Source organism: Catenuloplanes niger (genome assembly GCF_031458255.1).
Classification (GTDB): Bacteria; Actinomycetota; Actinomycetes; order Mycobacteriales; family Micromonosporaceae; genus Catenuloplanes; species Catenuloplanes niger.
In genome coordinates this window covers 9387152-9401109 of the sequence record NZ_JAVDYC010000001.1, presented here as the reverse complement: position 1 = coordinate 9401109, position 13958 = coordinate 9387152, and the positions used below count along the sequence as shown (strand labels likewise).

At 73.7% G+C, this 13958-nt stretch carries 15 protein-coding genes; 10 read left to right on the top strand and 5 right to left on the bottom strand.

What is annotated here, in order from left to right; all coding sequences use genetic code 11:
- Positions 1-14: 14 nt before the first annotated feature.
- The gene (locus tag J2S44_RS41380; protein ID WP_310428890.1) at positions 15-590 is read right to left on the bottom strand and encodes a hypothetical protein; all 576 of its coding nucleotides are present in this window, start codon (positions 588-590) and stop codon (positions 15-17) included.
- A 22-nt stretch (positions 591-612) separates the two neighbouring features.
- Between J2S44_RS41380 and J2S44_RS41375 the strand changes: the two genes are divergently transcribed.
- The 5 genes from J2S44_RS41375 to J2S44_RS41355 all read left to right on the top strand — a co-directional run bounded on the left by J2S44_RS41375 (position 613) and on the right by J2S44_RS41355 (position 5648).
- Positions 613-1275 (top strand): maleylpyruvate isomerase N-terminal domain-containing protein, encoded by a 663-nt coding sequence (locus tag J2S44_RS41375; protein ID WP_310428888.1) that lies wholly within the window; start codon positions 613-615, stop codon positions 1273-1275.
- A 76-nt stretch (positions 1276-1351) separates the two neighbouring features.
- A complete protein-coding gene (locus tag J2S44_RS41370; protein ID WP_310428885.1) occupies positions 1352-1876 on the top strand; it encodes a PadR family transcriptional regulator in 525 nt (174 codons plus the stop codon).
- Positions 1873-2547 (top strand): ABC transporter ATP-binding protein, encoded by a 675-nt coding sequence (locus J2S44_RS41365; protein WP_310428883.1) that lies wholly within the window; start codon positions 1873-1875, stop codon positions 2545-2547. The genes J2S44_RS41370 and J2S44_RS41365 overlap by 4 nt, the downstream gene beginning before the upstream one ends.
- A complete protein-coding gene (locus J2S44_RS41360) occupies positions 2544-4805 on the top strand; it encodes an ABC transporter permease (protein WP_310428881.1) in 2262 nt (753 codons plus the stop codon). The genes J2S44_RS41365 and J2S44_RS41360 overlap by 4 nt, the downstream gene beginning before the upstream one ends.
- Positions 4806-5048: 243 nt before the next feature.
- The gene (locus tag J2S44_RS41355) at positions 5049-5648 is read left to right on the top strand and encodes a hypothetical protein (protein ID WP_310428879.1); all 600 of its coding nucleotides are present in this window, start codon (positions 5049-5051) and stop codon (positions 5646-5648) included.
- A 21-nt stretch (positions 5649-5669) separates the two neighbouring features.
- Here J2S44_RS41355 and J2S44_RS41350 read toward each other — a convergent pair whose 3' ends face one another.
- Entirely contained in the window at positions 5670-6095 is a 426-nt protein-coding gene (locus tag J2S44_RS41350) for a hypothetical protein (protein ID WP_310428876.1), read from the bottom strand.
- Positions 6096-6378: 283 nt separating this feature from the next.
- On the opposite strand from J2S44_RS41350, the gene J2S44_RS41345 reads away from it, so the two are divergent.
- Positions 6379-8277 carry an ABC transporter ATP-binding protein gene (locus J2S44_RS41345; RefSeq protein ID WP_310428873.1) on the top strand — a complete coding sequence of 633 codons (1899 nt, stop codon included), beginning with the start codon at positions 6379-6381 and terminating at the stop codon, positions 8275-8277.
- Entirely contained in the window at positions 8198-9130 is a 933-nt protein-coding gene (locus J2S44_RS41340; RefSeq protein ID WP_459837188.1) for a helix-turn-helix transcriptional regulator, read from the top strand. Before J2S44_RS41345 ends, J2S44_RS41340 begins: the two co-directional genes overlap by 80 nt.
- Here J2S44_RS41340 and J2S44_RS41335 read toward each other — a convergent pair.
- The gene (locus J2S44_RS41335) at positions 9108-9671 is read right to left on the bottom strand and encodes a TIGR03086 family metal-binding protein (protein ID WP_310428869.1); all 564 of its coding nucleotides are present in this window, start codon (positions 9669-9671) and stop codon (positions 9108-9110) included. The genes J2S44_RS41340 and J2S44_RS41335 overlap by 23 nt on opposite strands.
- A 324-nt stretch (positions 9672-9995) precedes the next feature.
- Here J2S44_RS41335 and J2S44_RS41330 point away from each other — a divergent pair, with 324 nt between their 5' ends.
- The 3 genes from J2S44_RS41330 to J2S44_RS41320 are packed head-to-tail and all read left to right on the top strand — an operon-like array spanning position 9996 to position 12248.
- On the top strand, positions 9996-11510 hold the full coding sequence (locus tag J2S44_RS41330; protein WP_310428867.1) for a S8 family serine peptidase: 1515 nt from the start codon (positions 9996-9998) through the stop codon (positions 11508-11510).
- A gap of 34 nt (positions 11511-11544) precedes the next feature.
- Positions 11545-11952: an SCP2 sterol-binding domain-containing protein gene (locus J2S44_RS41325; RefSeq protein ID WP_310428865.1), complete on the top strand. Its 408-nt coding sequence runs from the start codon at positions 11545-11547 to the stop codon at positions 11950-11952.
- Positions 11953-11972: 20 nt separating this feature from the next.
- The gene (locus J2S44_RS41320) at positions 11973-12248 is read left to right on the top strand and encodes a hypothetical protein (protein WP_310428863.1); all 276 of its coding nucleotides are present in this window, start codon (positions 11973-11975) and stop codon (positions 12246-12248) included.
- Between the two features lie 28 nt (positions 12249-12276).
- Here J2S44_RS41320 and J2S44_RS41315 read toward each other — a convergent pair whose 3' ends face one another.
- Together J2S44_RS41315 and J2S44_RS41310 are read right to left on the bottom strand one after the other, a co-directional pair.
- Positions 12277-13191, bottom strand: coding sequence for an SDR family oxidoreductase (locus J2S44_RS41315; RefSeq protein WP_310428861.1), 915 nt, complete (start codon positions 13189-13191; stop codon positions 12277-12279).
- 46 nt (positions 13192-13237) lie between these two features.
- Positions 13238-13837 carry an ElyC/SanA/YdcF family protein gene (locus tag J2S44_RS41310; RefSeq protein WP_310430142.1) on the bottom strand — a complete coding sequence of 200 codons (600 nt, stop codon included), beginning with the start codon at positions 13835-13837 and terminating at the stop codon, positions 13238-13240.
- Positions 13838-13958: the final 121 nt, after the last annotated feature.

Here is a 13958-nt window from a genome sequence, read left to right as displayed (position 1 = left end):
GGCCGTGACCCGGATCAGCCGTTGATCCAGGTCACGGCCCTGCCGTCGGTGCCGTAGCCGACCACGCCGGTGATGTGCTCCGAGCCCACGCCGTCGCCGGCCGGCAGCCAGACCGCGTACGCGCCGATCGTGTCGCCGACGGCCGTCACCGCACCGGTGGCGGCGTGCCCGGCCATCGTCACCGTCACCTCCGCGATCTGCCCGCGGACCGTACCGATCAGCAACACGCGGTGCCGCGCGTAGTCGTGGATCGGCAGCTGCGGCACCGGTTCCGTGCCGAGCGCAGGCGGGCCCGGCTCGGCCAGGTCGCCGAGCCCCAGGCACTGGCCGCCGTGGTCGTGGAACTCCGGGTCGATCACGCGGGTGCAGAACCCGGAGTCGCCCCTCAGCCAGGCCTCCACGGTCCAGCCCGGCAGCGTGGCGTCCAGGACGACGGCGCCGGGCTGCGCGGACGCGGTCGCGCGCGGCGGATCGTCGCCGAAGCCGACGGTGATGTCGGCGGCGATGCCGGTGGCGGCGCAGGCGATGCCGGTGGCGGCGGTGCAGGCCAGGACGGTCAGGACGGGGACGGGCGGCACGCGCGGGCGCATGACCGGATTATGCTCGGGCACCATGCAAGATCGTGCCCTGGACGCCTTCGCCGCGGAGGCCTCGGCGCTCGCGGCCGCGCTGTCCGGCGTACCCGCGGCGGCCTTCGCACTACCGTCGCCGTGCCCACCGTGGACGGTCGCCGGGCTGTTCGGGCACGTCATCATAACCGTCGACCGGGTGCCCGGGATGCTCGACGGGCCGGCCCCGGCGGTCGCGACGGTCGACGCGGCCGGCTACTACCGGGCGGACGAACGATTCTCGCCGTCGGCGAACGCCGCACGGATCGCGGCCGGTGACGACCGCGCGGCCCGGCCGGGACCGTCGCTGGTCACCGAGTTCACCACCATCTGCGGGTACGTGGTGCGCCGGTGCCGCGCGGAGCCGGCCGGCCGGGTGGTGTGCACCCGGCACGGCGACGCGATGCTGCTCACCGACTTCATGCTGACCCGGGTGGTGGAGGTGGCCGTGCACGGGCTCGACCTCGCGGCCGCGCTCGGCCGGCCCGCCTGGACCACGCCGCCCGCGGTCGCGGAGGTCGGCGCGCTGCTGCTCGGCGACGCGCCGGTGCCGCTCGGCTGGGACCCGCTGACGTTCGTCCGCAAGGCGACCGGCCGGCTGCCGATGACCGCGGACGAGCGGGCCGCGATCGACCGGCGCGAGATCCGCTGGCTGTCCCTCGGATGAGTTCGTGCGGTATTCGGCAAAACGTCACTGAGCTGCGTACACACCGAGTGTATAGGCGGGGTGTACAGTGGCTGGCATGTCAGTGGGATTCGCGTTGCTGGGGCTGCTCGAGACGGGCCCCAAGCACGGCTACGACCTGAAGCGGACCTATGACGAGCGGTTCGGCGCCGGGCGGGCGCCGCTGCACTACGGCCAGGTCTACTCCACGCTCGCGCGGCTGCTCAAGCACGGCCTGGTCGAGGTGGAGTCCGAGCCGGGCGACGGGCCCGATCGCAAACGCTACGCGATCACCGACGCCGGCATCACGGACGTCTCCGAGTGGCTGGGCCGCCCGGAGAAACCGGAGCCGTACCTGCAGAGCACGCTGTTCACCAAGATCGTGCTCGCGCTGCTGACCGGCCGGGACGCGAACGATCTGCTGGACACGCAGCGCCACGAGCACCTGCGCCTGATGCGCGAGTTGACCCAGCGCAAGATGAACGGTGACCTCGCCGACGCGCTGATCTGCGACCACGCGCTGTTCCACCTGGAGGCCGACCTGCGCTGGCTGGAGCTGACGGCCGCGCGCCTCGACCAGCTCGCCGAGCGGGTCACCCGATGACGCTGCTGACCGCGTCGGACCTGCGCCTGAGCTTCGGCCCGACCACGGCGCTGGACGGCGCCTCGCTGACCGTGCACGCCGGGGAGATCCTCGCGCTGATGGGACCGTCCGGTTCCGGCAAGTCCACGCTGCTGCACTGCCTGGCCGGCATCCTCCGCCCGGAGTCCGGCACGGTCGCGTTCGACGGCCGGGAGCTGGCCGCGATGACCGACGCCGCGCGCAGCGAGCTGCGGCGCACCGCCTTCGGGTTCGTGTTCCAGTTCGGTCAGCTGGTGCCCGAGCTGACCTGCCTGGAGAACGTGGCGCTGCCGCTGCGACTGTCCGGCACCGGCCGCCGCGCCGCGCACGCCGAGGCCGCGACCTGGCTGGACCGGCTGGAGGTCGCCGACCTGGCCGGCAAACGCCCCGGCCAGGTCTCCGGCGGGCAGGGGCAGCGCGTCGCGGTCGCACGGGCGCTGGTCACCCGGCCCCGCGTGGTCTTCGCGGACGAGCCGACCGGCGCGCTCGACTCGCTCAACGGCGAGCGCGTCATGCGGCTGCTCACCACGGCCGCCCGTGACACCGGCGCGGCCGTGGTGCTGGTCACGCACGAGGCACGCGTCGCGGCCTACTCCGACCGGGAGGCGATCGTCCGCGACGGCCGGGTCCGCGAGCAGGAGTTCGCCGGATGAGCCTGCGCCGCCGCGCCGCCGACGTCGCGCTCGGCATGCGGTTGTCCGTCGCCGGCGGCCGGGCCGGCTGGACCCGGCTGGCGCTGATCGCGGTCGGTGTCGGGCTCGGCGTCGCCATGCTGCTGATCACCGCCAGCATCCCCACGCTGGTCGCCGCGCGCAGCGCCCGGCTCGCCGAACGCGCCGAGGCGATCAACTTCTACCATCCCGTGCCGCGCGGCGACAGCACCGTGCTGGTCGCCCCCGCCGACACGGACTTCGCCGGCCGGTCGATCCACGGCCGGTTACTTCAGGCCGACGGCACCAGCCCGGTGCTGCCGCCCGGCGTCACCGTCATGCCGAAACCCGGCGAGATGGTCGTCTCCCCGGCGCTCGCCGCGCTGCTGCGCTCCGGCGACGGCGCGCTGCTGCGCGGCCGGTGGGACGCGCGCACGATCGGCGAGATCGGCCCGGCCGGGCTGGCCGGCCCCGCCGAGCTCGCGGTCTACCTCGGCACCGACCGGCTGACCGACGACGCCACGCGCCGCGTCGACCGGTTCGGCCGGCCGGAGCTGGACGAGGGCAACGACCCCACGCTCGTGCTGCTCGGCGCGGTCGGCCTGGCCGTGCTGCTCGTCCCGGTCGCGGTGTTCGTCGCGACCGCGGTCCGGTTCGGCGGCGAGACCCGCGACCGGCGGCTCGCCGCGATCCGGCTGATCGGCGCGGACGCGGACATGACCCGGCGGATCGCGGCCGGCGAGACGCTCGCCGGCGCGCTGCTCGGCCTGCTCACCGGCACCGTCGGCTACGTGCTCGTGGCGAGCGTCGGCGGTGGGCTCGTGCCGGCCGGCCTCAGCTTCTACGCCGCCGACGCCCGCCCGCACCCCGCGCTCGCGGTCCTCACCGCGCTGCTCGTGCCGTCCGCGGCCGTGCTGGTCACGCTCGCCACGCTGCGCCGCGTCGTGGTCGAGCCGCTCGGCGTGGTGCGGCACAGCGCCGACCGCCGCCGGCGGCTGTGGTGGCGGCTGATCCTGCCGGCCGTCGGCCTCGCGTTGCTCTGGCCGATCCACGACGGCATCGGCGACGAGGACGTCGGCTTCGAGGTGCCGGTCCTCGGCGGCCTGATCGCGCTGCTGCTCGGCGTCGCGCTGCTGCTGCCCTGGTGGGTCGAGGCCACCGTGCGCCGGCTCCGCGGCGGCAGCGTCGCATGGGAGCTGGCCGTCCGCCGGCTGCAACTGGACAGCGGCACCGCCGTCCGCGCGGTCTCCGGCATCGCGGTCTCCGTCGCCGGCGCGATCGCGCTGCAGGGCCTGATGATCGCGGTCCAGACGCAGTACACGTCCGACTTCGGCCGCAGCACCGCGGACTTCCAGGCCACCGTCTGGCCCAGCGACACCGACACCGACCGCTGGCTGCGCGCGCTCCGCGCCGCCCCCGGCGTCACGGCCGTCACCACCGAGACGACCGTGGCCGGCACCGACGTCACCAACGACCAGGTCGTCCGGCTCCAGATCGGCGACTGCACCATGCTCCGGCAGTACGCCGTCATCGAGACCTGCGCGGACGGCGACACGTTCGTCGCCGCCGGCTCGCCCGCCACGCCCGGCGGCGTCTACGCGCTCGACGGCGGCGACACCCGGTGGACACTGCCCGCGGACGCGGTCACCGTCCCGCCGCTCGGCAACGACCTGCTCGGCATCGCACCGCATGTCCTGGTCACCCCGGCCGTGCTCGCCGGCCTGCGGTACGAGTCGTACCGGCTGGAGTACTACGCGGCGCTCGACCCGGCCGACCCGGCCGCGATCGAACACCTGCGCAACGCGGCCGCCACCGTCGACCCGACCGCGCGGGTCAGCCTGATCAGCGACACCACCATCACGTCCGTCCTGACCGGCATCCGCCAGGCCATGCTCGTGCTCGCCACCGCGCTGCTGCTGCTCATCGGCGCCAGCATGGTCGTCAACCTCGGCGAGCAACTCACCGCCCGCCGCCGGCCGCTCGCGATCCTGATCGCGTTCGGCACCCGCCGCTCCACGCTGGCCGCGTCCGTGCTGTACCAGGTGGCCGTCCCGGTCCTGCTCGGCATGGTCCTGGCGGTCCTCACCGGCGCCGGTCTCGGCGCCATCCTCCAGACCGCCGCGTCCGCCCCGATCAGCTTCGACTACGTCGGCATCACGCTGACCACCACCGCAGCCGTCCTCGTCACGTTCCTCACCACGGCCGCCACCCTGCCGCTGCTCTGGCGCCTCACCACACCGGACGGCCTGCGCACCGAGTAACCACCCCCGCCGCCCGTCACCGGCCCGGCCGCGCCACCACACGCACGGCTCGCGCGGTGGCCACCCCGTGCGCGGTCACCTGGTGCGGCCGGCCCGGCCGGTTGGTCCCCGCGGCCGGCCGCACCAGGTGACCGCGGGGGTGAGGACAAACGGGCGGTGGTCAGCACGGGAAGCGATCGATTGTGCGCGGTCGGCCGCTGGCGGACGGTGTCAACAGCTGATGCCCGCGGAAGGTGGAGGTCGATGAAACAGCCGGTCTGGTTGCTCGATGTCGACGGTGTTCTCAACGCGGCCCGGCCCGGCTGGGACGCCGAGGCCCGCACCGGCACCGCGTACGGCGGTGGTCATCCGTACCGGCTGTGCTGGGCGCCGGCGCTGATCAACCGCATCCGGGCCCTGCACCACGCCGGAAGCGTCACCTTGCGCTGGTGTTCCACCTGGTGTGCGGACGCCGATCAGGTCGAGCGCCTGTTCGGCCTGCCGCCGCTGGAACGCGCCTGGACCGACCCGGTCGATCACGGTGTGGCGCCCGGGGTCAAGCTCGCCGCCGCGCGCGCGGTGCTGGACCGGGGGCACCGGCTGATCTGGACCGACGACGACGCCGTGCCGGCCGGCGGGCCGGTGCACGACGAGCTCGTCGCGGCCGGGCGCGCACTGCTGATCGCGCCGACGGCCACCCGTGGTCCACAGCCCGCGCACCTCGACGAGATCGAGGCCTTCGCGTCGGACACCAGCACGCCGGACACGGCCGGCACCGACGCGACCCATGGCTACGCCGGCACCGCTGACGGTGGCGCCGATGCTCTGCGGAGGGCGCGGCGCCTGCTCGGCCACGCCACGTGAGTCACCGGGCGTGGCCGACGATCACCAGTCTCGCCAGGAGTCGGTCAGCTCGGCGCGGTCGATCCCGCGCCGCGCGGTGAGGGCGGTGACGTCCACGCCGGCATCGGTCAGCACGGCGTCGACGTATTCGGCCAGCTCCTCCCGTTCCCCGGTCTCGATGGCGCCATGACTCTCGTCGGCGGCGTTCAGGCCCAGGACGACTCGTTCGATCGCTGCCCAGACCGCGTCGTCCGCGGCCGGATCGTCCGCGGCCGGGTTCGGCGCGGCCGGGTTCAGGGTGGCGACGTCGTGCTCGTACGCGTCCAGGACGGCGTCGACCGCCGCGATGAAGTCGGCCGGCCACAGCTCGGCGGCATACGCCTGGGCCGGGTTCAGTTCTCCGGCGGCGACGGCCGCCTCCTGGGTGGCCACCCTGCGCCGCCAGCTCCGAGTCGGCCTCTCGATCATGGCCATCAGCGTAGACGCCCACGCCCACGCCAGCCATCAAGCCGTCACCCGCCGACGGAGAGGGCTCACCGGCGGATGAACCATCCCCGCCGCGCCACGCGCTGCTGGCCCGCCCCACGTGCGGCGTGCCGGTGGCGCGGCGGGCCGGAAAATGCGGTGCGGGATCGCGGGGAGCGAGCCTAGCCTCGGGGGAGAAGCGGCCACCCGGAGAAGGGATCGATCATGACGGATACCGGCGGCGTTCCCGGTCCTCTGTTCGATCTCACCGCCGGAAAGGCACTCCGTGTCAGGACTCTTCGAGAACCCGATTGACCCCTTCCCGCACGACGACCGGCCGCTACCGCGAAGCGTGCTCCGGTTCCTGATCGATGAGCTGCGCCCACTGCGGGCGCTCGTCGCGGTCGCGGTCACCGCCACGGTGCTGTGCGCCGCGCTGGAGGTGTGGCTGATCGCGTACGCGGGCCGGCTCGTCGACTCGCTCGCCGCCGGCCGCCCGGACACGTTCTGGGACGCGCGCGGCGCCGAACTGGTCGCGGTCGCCGCCCTGATTCTGCTGGTCAGGCCCGCACTCAACCTGGTCAGCGAGGCGCTGGACGACATCGCGTTCCGGGCGAACGCGCGTCCGCTGGCCCGCTGGCGGATGCACCGCCACGTCTCCCGGCAGTCGGTCGGCTGGTTCCGGGACGACTTCGCCGGGCGGATCGCCAGCTGGGTCCGCGACGGCGGTGACGCGGCCGCGACCGCCGCGTATTCCGTCATGCACACGCTGGTCCACGTGGTCGCCTACGTCGTCGGGTCGGTGTGGGTGATGGCCGCGATCGACGTGCGGCTGCTGTTTCCGCTCGGCGCCTGGATCGTGGCGTACGCGGTGCTGGCGGCCGTGATCGTGCCGCGTTTCCGGCGGGCGTCGGAGCGGCTGCAGGACGCCGAGTCGGCGTTGACCGGCCTGCTCGTCGACGCGTACGCGAACGTCGACACGCTCGCGCTGCTCGGTGCGGCCGGCGACCGGGAGAACGGCGACCGGGAGATCTTCGCCCGCGCCCGGCGGGCCCACCTGGACCTGCAGCGCGTCGAGGTGACGATCAACAGTTCGATGATGGCGCTCGGTGGCGCGCTGCTCGTCGGGCTGGTCGGGTACGGCATCGCGCTGTGGCGTACCGACGCGGCGCCTCTGGGTCTGGTCGCGGCCGCTCTCGCGCTCAGCTTCCGGATCACGTCGATGGCCGAATGGCTGCTGGACGCCGTGTCGTCGCTGTTCGGGGCCGTGGGCGCGCTCGACCGTGCGCTGCGGACCGTCGCGCAGCCGCTCGCGGTCCGGGACCGGCCGGGGTCGACGCCGCTGCGGGTGCGGGGCGGCGCCATCATGTTCAGCCGGGTCAGTCACCACTACGGGCGCGGGGCCGGCGGCCTCGACCGGCTCGACCTGCACGTGCGCGCGGGGGAGCGGGTCGGGATCGTGGGCCGGTCCGGTGCGGGCAAGTCCACGCTGGTCGGGCTGCTGCTGCGATTCCACGACGCGGAGTCCGGCACGATCACGATCGACGGCACCGACGTCACGGCCGTCACCCAGGAGAGCCTGCGCGCCCGGATCGCCATGGTCACGCAGGAGGCCACGCTGTTGCACCGCTCGATCCGCGAGAACATCGCCGGTGTCGCCGCGGACGAGGGCCGGCTGCGTGAAGCGCTCGACCGGGCGTCCGCCGGTTTCGTGACCGCGCTGCCCGGCGGGCTGGACGCGCAGGTCGGTGAGCGCGGCGTGAAACTCTCCGGCGGGCAGCGGCAGCGGATCGCGCTGGCCCGCGCGTTCTATCGGGACGCGCCGATTCTGGTGTTGGACGAGGCCACGTCCGCGCTCGACTCGGAGGCGGAGGCCGCGATCCACGACACGCTCGACGAGGTGATGCGCGGCCGTACCGTGCTGGCGATCGCGCACCGCCTCTCCACGATCGCCCGGATGGACCGGATCGTGGTCCTCGACGCGGGCCGGGTCGTGGAGCAGGGCACGCACGCGGAGCTGCTGCACCGCGGCGGCCTCTACGCCGGCCTGTGGGCCCGCCAGTCCGGCGGATTCCTGGGCGACGACAACGGCGACAATGGCGGTCGTGCGCGCTTCCCGGCTGATGAACCTGGTGCTGTTGCTGCAGGCGCGGGGGACGCTGACCGCCGCGCAGATAGCCGCTGAGCTGGGCGTCTCCGAACGCACCGTGTACCGGGACGTCACCGCGCTCAGCGGCGCGGGCGTCCCGGTCTACGCCGAGCAGGGCCGGGCCGGCGGATACCGCCTGGTCGACGGCTACCGGACCCGGCTGACCGGCATGTCACCGACCGAGGCCGAGGCCGTGTTCCTGCTCGGCCTGCCCGGACCGGCCCGCGACCTCGGGCTCGGCGAGCTCGTCACGGCCGCGCACCTGAAGGTGGTGGCCGCGCTGCCCGCGTCCGCCCGCGCGGTGCAGCGCTTCCACCTCGACGTGCCCGGCTGGTTCAGCGACCGGGCCGCGCCGCCGTTGCTGGCCGAGCTGGCCACCGCGGTCTGGCGCGACCTCGCCGTCGACCTCGTCTACCGGACCGCGACACGGCGGGTGCTGCCGTACGGCGTGATCCTGAAGGCCGGTGTCTGGTACCTGCTCGGCCGCGTCGGCGACGACCTGCGCGTCTACCGCGTCGACCGGATCGGCGCGCTGACCGTGACCGATCAGCCCTTCACCCGGCCGCCGGACTTCGACCTGGCCGCCGCGTGGGACGAGCGCGCGGACGCGTTCGTGCGCGGCATGCTCGCGGACACGATCGAGGTGCGCCTGCACCCGGACGGCGTGCACGCGCTGCGCTGGGCCGTCGAACCGCAGGCCGTCACCGGGATGCGTGTGACCGGCGTCGACGAGCACGGCTGGACCCGCGCGCACCTGCCCGTGGAGTCGGCCGACGTCGCCTACACCCAGATGCTGCGCCTCGGCCCGCTCGTCGAGGTGCTCGCGCCCGCCGGGCTCCGCGACCGGCTGCGCGTGGCCGCGACGCTCACGGCCGCGCTCTACCGCTGAGCGCCAGCGCCTCCGCGAACACGTCCGTGCCGTCCGCGACCGGCTGCGGTGCCGCGTAGATGCCCATCCGTCGTCCCTGTTCCGCCGACCCGGCCACGAAGTCCCGCGTCACCCGCGCGACCGGGGGCGCGCACGCGTACCCCTGGCCGGTCGCCTGCGCCAGATCCCAGCCGTGGATCGCCAGGTCGCTGACCAGCATCGACACGGCGGCCGGGGCCGGCATCGGCATCCCGCCCACGTCCACGGTCGCGTCCCACGCCGACGGTTCCGACCAGCCCTCCAGCGCCGCGCGCCGGTCGTCGTCGAACCTGTCCCCCGGCGCGTCCGCGGTCATCAGGTCCCGTCCCCACAGCTCCGCCGGCACCGGCAGCCGCCGGCCGGCCAGGCTGAGCGCGGCGGCGACCTGCAGCAGATGGTTGGTCAGCGCCCGCACGTCCCAATCCGCGCACGGCGTCGGCGCACCGAGCTGCTCCGGCGTGACGCCGTGCACCACCCTCGCGGTGTCCGCGAAGGCGGTACGAAGTACCTCGTGAAGTTGCATACGTGCAGGCTAAAGGCGAGCGGGATCCGCTTTCCCGCACACCCGCGACTTGCCCGCGCGCGGACGCCGAAGATCAAGAGCTGGCTCTGCCCGCTTCCGGCGTGGTCGCGTCGCGGTGCTCCCGCGGGCACCGTTCGGCCGTGGCCGGCCTCTCTGCCGGTCCCGGCGTGGCCCGGCCGTGCACGGGCGGGCGCCGCGCGTCCCCGGGTGTCGCATATCGGCGGGCCGGCCCGGGACTGTATGTCGATCTGGACCGGCGGCTCATTCCAGGTGTGACCCGGTCGCACCCGCCGTGACCGAGACGACGATGGACGGAGGGACACGATGACCGATCACCGGCCTCGGGTGCTCGACGATCGGGACTACTGGTACCCGGACAAGCTCACCGGCCGCCGGGTGGAGCTGCGGGCCAAACCGGGCGAGGCCGTGGTCACCGTGACCGCGGGCGACCTGGACCGGCTCACCGCACACCCGGCCGTGCGGTCCCTCAGCCGCGGCGCCGACCTACGACGCGGGTTCGCCGCGGTGTTCGTCGCACCCGGCCGGGCCGCCGCGGACCTGCCCGGCACGGACGGCGTCGCGAACTCCGTGCCGGTGCTGGTGGACGGCGACGGGCTCGACCGGTACTTCCTGCCGGACGAGCTGACGGTGCAGTTCACCGACGGCGTGACCGACGCCGGCGCGCAGGCGGTGATCACGGCGCTGGGCAGCCGGATCCTGGTCCGCCAGCGCACCCCGGGCTACTACACCGTCGCGGTGCCGGACGGGCGGGCGCTGTTCGCCACGATCCGGGCGTTCACCGACCGCGCCGAGGTCGCGTTCGCGGAGCCGAGCGAGGTGGGTTTCGACGACGCGCAGCACGTGCCCGCCGACCCGGACTTCGGGCTGCTGTGGGGCCTGCGCAACACCGGGCAGACCGTCAACGGGGTGGCCGGCACGACCGGGATCGACATCGGCGCGACCGTGGCCTGGGACGTGCTGCGTGGCGACCCCGACGTCATCGTCACCGTGATCGACACCGGCGCGGACCTGGACCATCCCGACCTGGCGGCGAACCTGCTGCCGCGCGGCAACGAGGACTGGGACTTCGCCGACGCGGCCGACGGAAGCCCGGACGACGCCGACGAGCACGGCACCCACGTGGCCGGCACCGCCGCGGGCGTGGAGAACGCGGTCGGCGTGGTCGGCGTCGCACCACGGTGCCGGATCATGCCGTTGCGGATCGACCTGTCGGCCGGCCTGAACCAGAACCGCGCCGACGCGATCAACTACGCGGCCGCGCAGGCGGCCGCGTTCCCGGACCGCCGCTACGTGATCAACTGCAGCTGGCGGACCAGCGGTGACCACGCCGGCGTCCGCACCGCCGTCCAGAACGCGGTGGCCGGCAACGTGGTGGTGGTCTTCGCGGCCGGCAACGACAACACGAACACCGACGTCACCCCGCAGTACCCGGGCGTCTACCCGGAGGTGATCGCGGTGGCCGCGCTCGACCAGAACGGCGCCCGGGCCACGTTCTCGAACTTCGGCACGAACGTCGACGTGGCCGCGCCCGGCGTCAACATCTGGTCCAGCAAGCCCGACGACACGCACGGCTTCCTGAACGGCACGTCGATGGCCGCGCCGCACGTCGCCGGCCTGGCCGCGCTGGTCTGGTCCGCGGCGCCGGAGCTGTCCGGTGCCGAGATCCGCGCGGTCGTGGAGGACACCTGCGACAGCGTCGACGCGCTCAACCCCGGCTTCGCCGGGCAGCTCGGCCGGGGCCGGGTCAACGCCGGCCGCGCGGTCGAACTGGCCCAGTTCATGGCCGGTTACGTCCCGTCCCTTCCCGCCATGTCGTAGTCCTGAGCCATGTCGTAGTTCTGAGAGAGGTGTGATGAGCGCACTGGAGCAGATACGCAAATCCCCGTCGATGGCCGAGTTCTGTGACCCGCTGCCGCGTCTGATCGACGCGGGCACGGCCGACCTGTCCCGCAGCTTCCGCCGGTTCGGTGAGCTCGCCGGGCCCGGTCAGCGGGAGCCGGTCACGCTCGGCTTCCACCTCGTCGACGCCACCCGGTACTGGCGGCTGCGGCTCGGCCCGGACGGTGCCACGGTGTCCGAGGAGACCCCGGACGACGTCACCCCGCCACGGCCGGAGATCGAGGTCATCACGGACGAGCGGACCTGGCGGGACATCGCCGAGGGCACGCTCGCCCCGATGGCCGCGGTCATCGCCGGCCGGATGCGCTTCCGCGGCGACGTGGCCGGCGCCCGTCTCGTCGTGCGCCGGCTGCGGCGCTGATCTCGTCGAAGGAGAGACACATGGCATCCCAGACCGGAAAAGTCGGCTGCATCCAGATCTTCTCGGACGACGTCGCCTGGACGCAGATCGTCGACTCCGCCGGGGTCGGCGAGGTCTTCGTCCTGTGGTCGGACGTCACGAACCCCAATCCACCGATCAACGACCGGATCACCCGCAGCAACTGGATCTCCTTGCTGCGCCAGGCGATGGCCGACGACCTCGACGTCACGGTCGTCGGCGACAACGCCACCTCCGCGCTGACCACCAGCGTCCAGCTCGGCACGTTCACGCTCTGAGCCGCCGGTGGTCGCGCACCCCGGCCGGTCAGCGGTAGCCCGTGACATCCGCCGGCCGGCCTGGGTCCTGCACCTCGACGAGGTAGCGCCACGCGTCCGGGCGGCTGCCGTCGACGTCGGTGAAGCCGTAGACCCGCGCCAGGCCACCGCTGGACAGCGACGTGCCGTTCCAGCGTGCCCGGTCCGGGTCGGCGGCGAGCGCGGCGACGGCCCGTCCGGTGAACCGCGGTGTCTCCGAGATCGCGAAGTGCGGTTCCCGGGCGAGCGCGTCCCGCCAGGTCGGCTCCGTCACGCCGAAGTGCTCGAGCATGATCTCGGAGCGCATCCAGCCCGGGGTGAGCGCGACCGCGGTCGCACCGAGCGGGCCGATCTCCTGCGCCTGCGCGTACGCCATCCGCAGCACGGACGTCTTGGCCAGGTCGTAGAAGAACGAGACCCGGTAGTGGTCGCGGTTGTAGTCGGCGGTGCCGTCGGTCATCTCGACGACCAGCCCGCCCGGCGTGCGCAGCAGCAGCGGCAGCGCGACGTGGCTGGTGACGATGTGCGTGTCGATCGCCAGCCGGAGGATGCGCATCCCGTCGTCGAGCGAGTGCTCCCACAGCCGGTCCGTCCAGCTGAACAGCATCTCACCGCCCCAGATGTCGTTGACCAGCACGTCCAGCCGGCCCTGCTCGGCCTCGATCCGGGCGACCAGCGCGCGCACCTCGTCCGGCACCAGGTGATCGACCCGGACCGGGACGCCGGTGCCGCCGGCCGCGGTGACCAGTTCCGCGGTCTCCTCGATCGTCTCGGGCCGGTCCATCTCCGAACGTGCCGCGCGCGTGCTGCGGCCGGTCACGTAGACCGTCGCCCCGGCCGCGCCCAGCTCGACCGCGATGCCCCGCCCGGCACCCCGGGTCGCGCCGGCGACCAGCGCGACCCTGCCTTCCAGCGTGTGTTCCATCCGGGCACTCTCGCAGGAATACCTGACAACCGATGGCAGGGAAACCTCAGCGGGACGACCAGAGCCAGCCGAGGTACGCGCGGAGCTCGGCCGGCGTGGCCAGCCAGCCCCGGTCGGCGTAGGTGAGGATCCGCTGGATCTCACCCGGCAGCAGCTCGTACGCGGTCGCGCCGGTCTCCGGCACGCGCGCGTCCGGTGACACCGCGACCGGCACCGGCCAGACCGGCACCCGCAGCCCGCGCCGGTCGAGTGCCTTCAGCACGGTCAGATAGGCCCGGAGCAGGTGGTACGGCGACACGCACAGCCCGAAACCGCTGATCCCCAGCTCGGCCACCCGGTCGGCGATCCACCCGGCCTGCAGCGCCGTGTTCGGCGCCGGCTCGGCCTGCACGTGCACGCCGTCCCACCGTCGTAGCCCGAGCCCGCGCAGGTAGCCGGGGCTCAGCTCGTCGTACGTGGTCTCCGCCGGGTTCCCGTTCGCGATCAGCAGGAGGCGCAGCTCCGGGCGGGTCTCCCAGAGCCGGATCGCGTGCGTGATCCGCCACTCCTCGCCCTGCCCGCTCGGCACGATCAGCGCGTCCGCCCGCTCCGCCGCCGCCTGCGGCAGGCTCAGCACCGCGGTCATCGCCCGCATCACGTCCAGCATCCGCCCGGCCGGGACGTCGCCGAGGTCGTCGTCCCGCACGATCCGGGGCGTGGTGGTGTTGCCGAGGTGCACCTGTTCTCCTGATCCTGAGCGGTCCATCCTGCCCTGCCGGAGTGGAGAA

Bases quoted from the DNA above. Each gene is read 5' to 3' on its own strand.
- J2S44_RS41380 (WP_310428890.1), bottom strand. From the start codon at position 590: ATGCGCCCGCGCGTGCCGCCCGTCCCCGTCCTGACCGTCCTGGCCTGC.
- J2S44_RS41375 (WP_310428888.1), top strand. From the start codon at position 613: ATGCAAGATCGTGCCCTGGACGCCTTCGCCGCGGAGGCCTCGGCGCTC.
- J2S44_RS41370 (WP_310428885.1), top strand. From the start codon at position 1,352: ATGTCAGTGGGATTCGCGTTGCTGGGGCTGCTCGAGACGGGCCCCAAG.
- J2S44_RS41365 (WP_310428883.1), top strand. From the start codon at position 1,873: ATGACGCTGCTGACCGCGTCGGACCTGCGCCTGAGCTTCGGCCCGACC.
- J2S44_RS41360 (WP_310428881.1), top strand. From the start codon at position 2,544: ATGAGCCTGCGCCGCCGCGCCGCCGACGTCGCGCTCGGCATGCGGTTG.
- J2S44_RS41355 (WP_310428879.1), top strand. From the start codon at position 5,049: ATGAAACAGCCGGTCTGGTTGCTCGATGTCGACGGTGTTCTCAACGCG.
- J2S44_RS41350 (WP_310428876.1), bottom strand. From the start codon at position 6,095: ATGATCGAGAGGCCGACTCGGAGCTGGCGGCGCAGGGTGGCCACCCAG.
- J2S44_RS41335 (WP_310428869.1), bottom strand. From the start codon at position 9,671: ATGCAACTTCACGAGGTACTTCGTACCGCCTTCGCGGACACCGCGAGG.
- J2S44_RS41330 (WP_310428867.1), top strand. From the start codon at position 9,996: ATGACCGATCACCGGCCTCGGGTGCTCGACGATCGGGACTACTGGTAC.
- J2S44_RS41325 (WP_310428865.1), top strand. From the start codon at position 11,545: ATGAGCGCACTGGAGCAGATACGCAAATCCCCGTCGATGGCCGAGTTC.
- J2S44_RS41320 (WP_310428863.1), top strand. From the start codon at position 11,973: ATGGCATCCCAGACCGGAAAAGTCGGCTGCATCCAGATCTTCTCGGAC.
- J2S44_RS41315 (WP_310428861.1), bottom strand. From the start codon at position 13,191: ATGGAACACACGCTGGAAGGCAGGGTCGCGCTGGTCGCCGGCGCGACC.
- J2S44_RS41310 (WP_310430142.1), bottom strand. From the start codon at position 13,837: ATGCTGGACGTGATGCGGGCGATGACCGCGGTGCTGAGCCTGCCGCAG.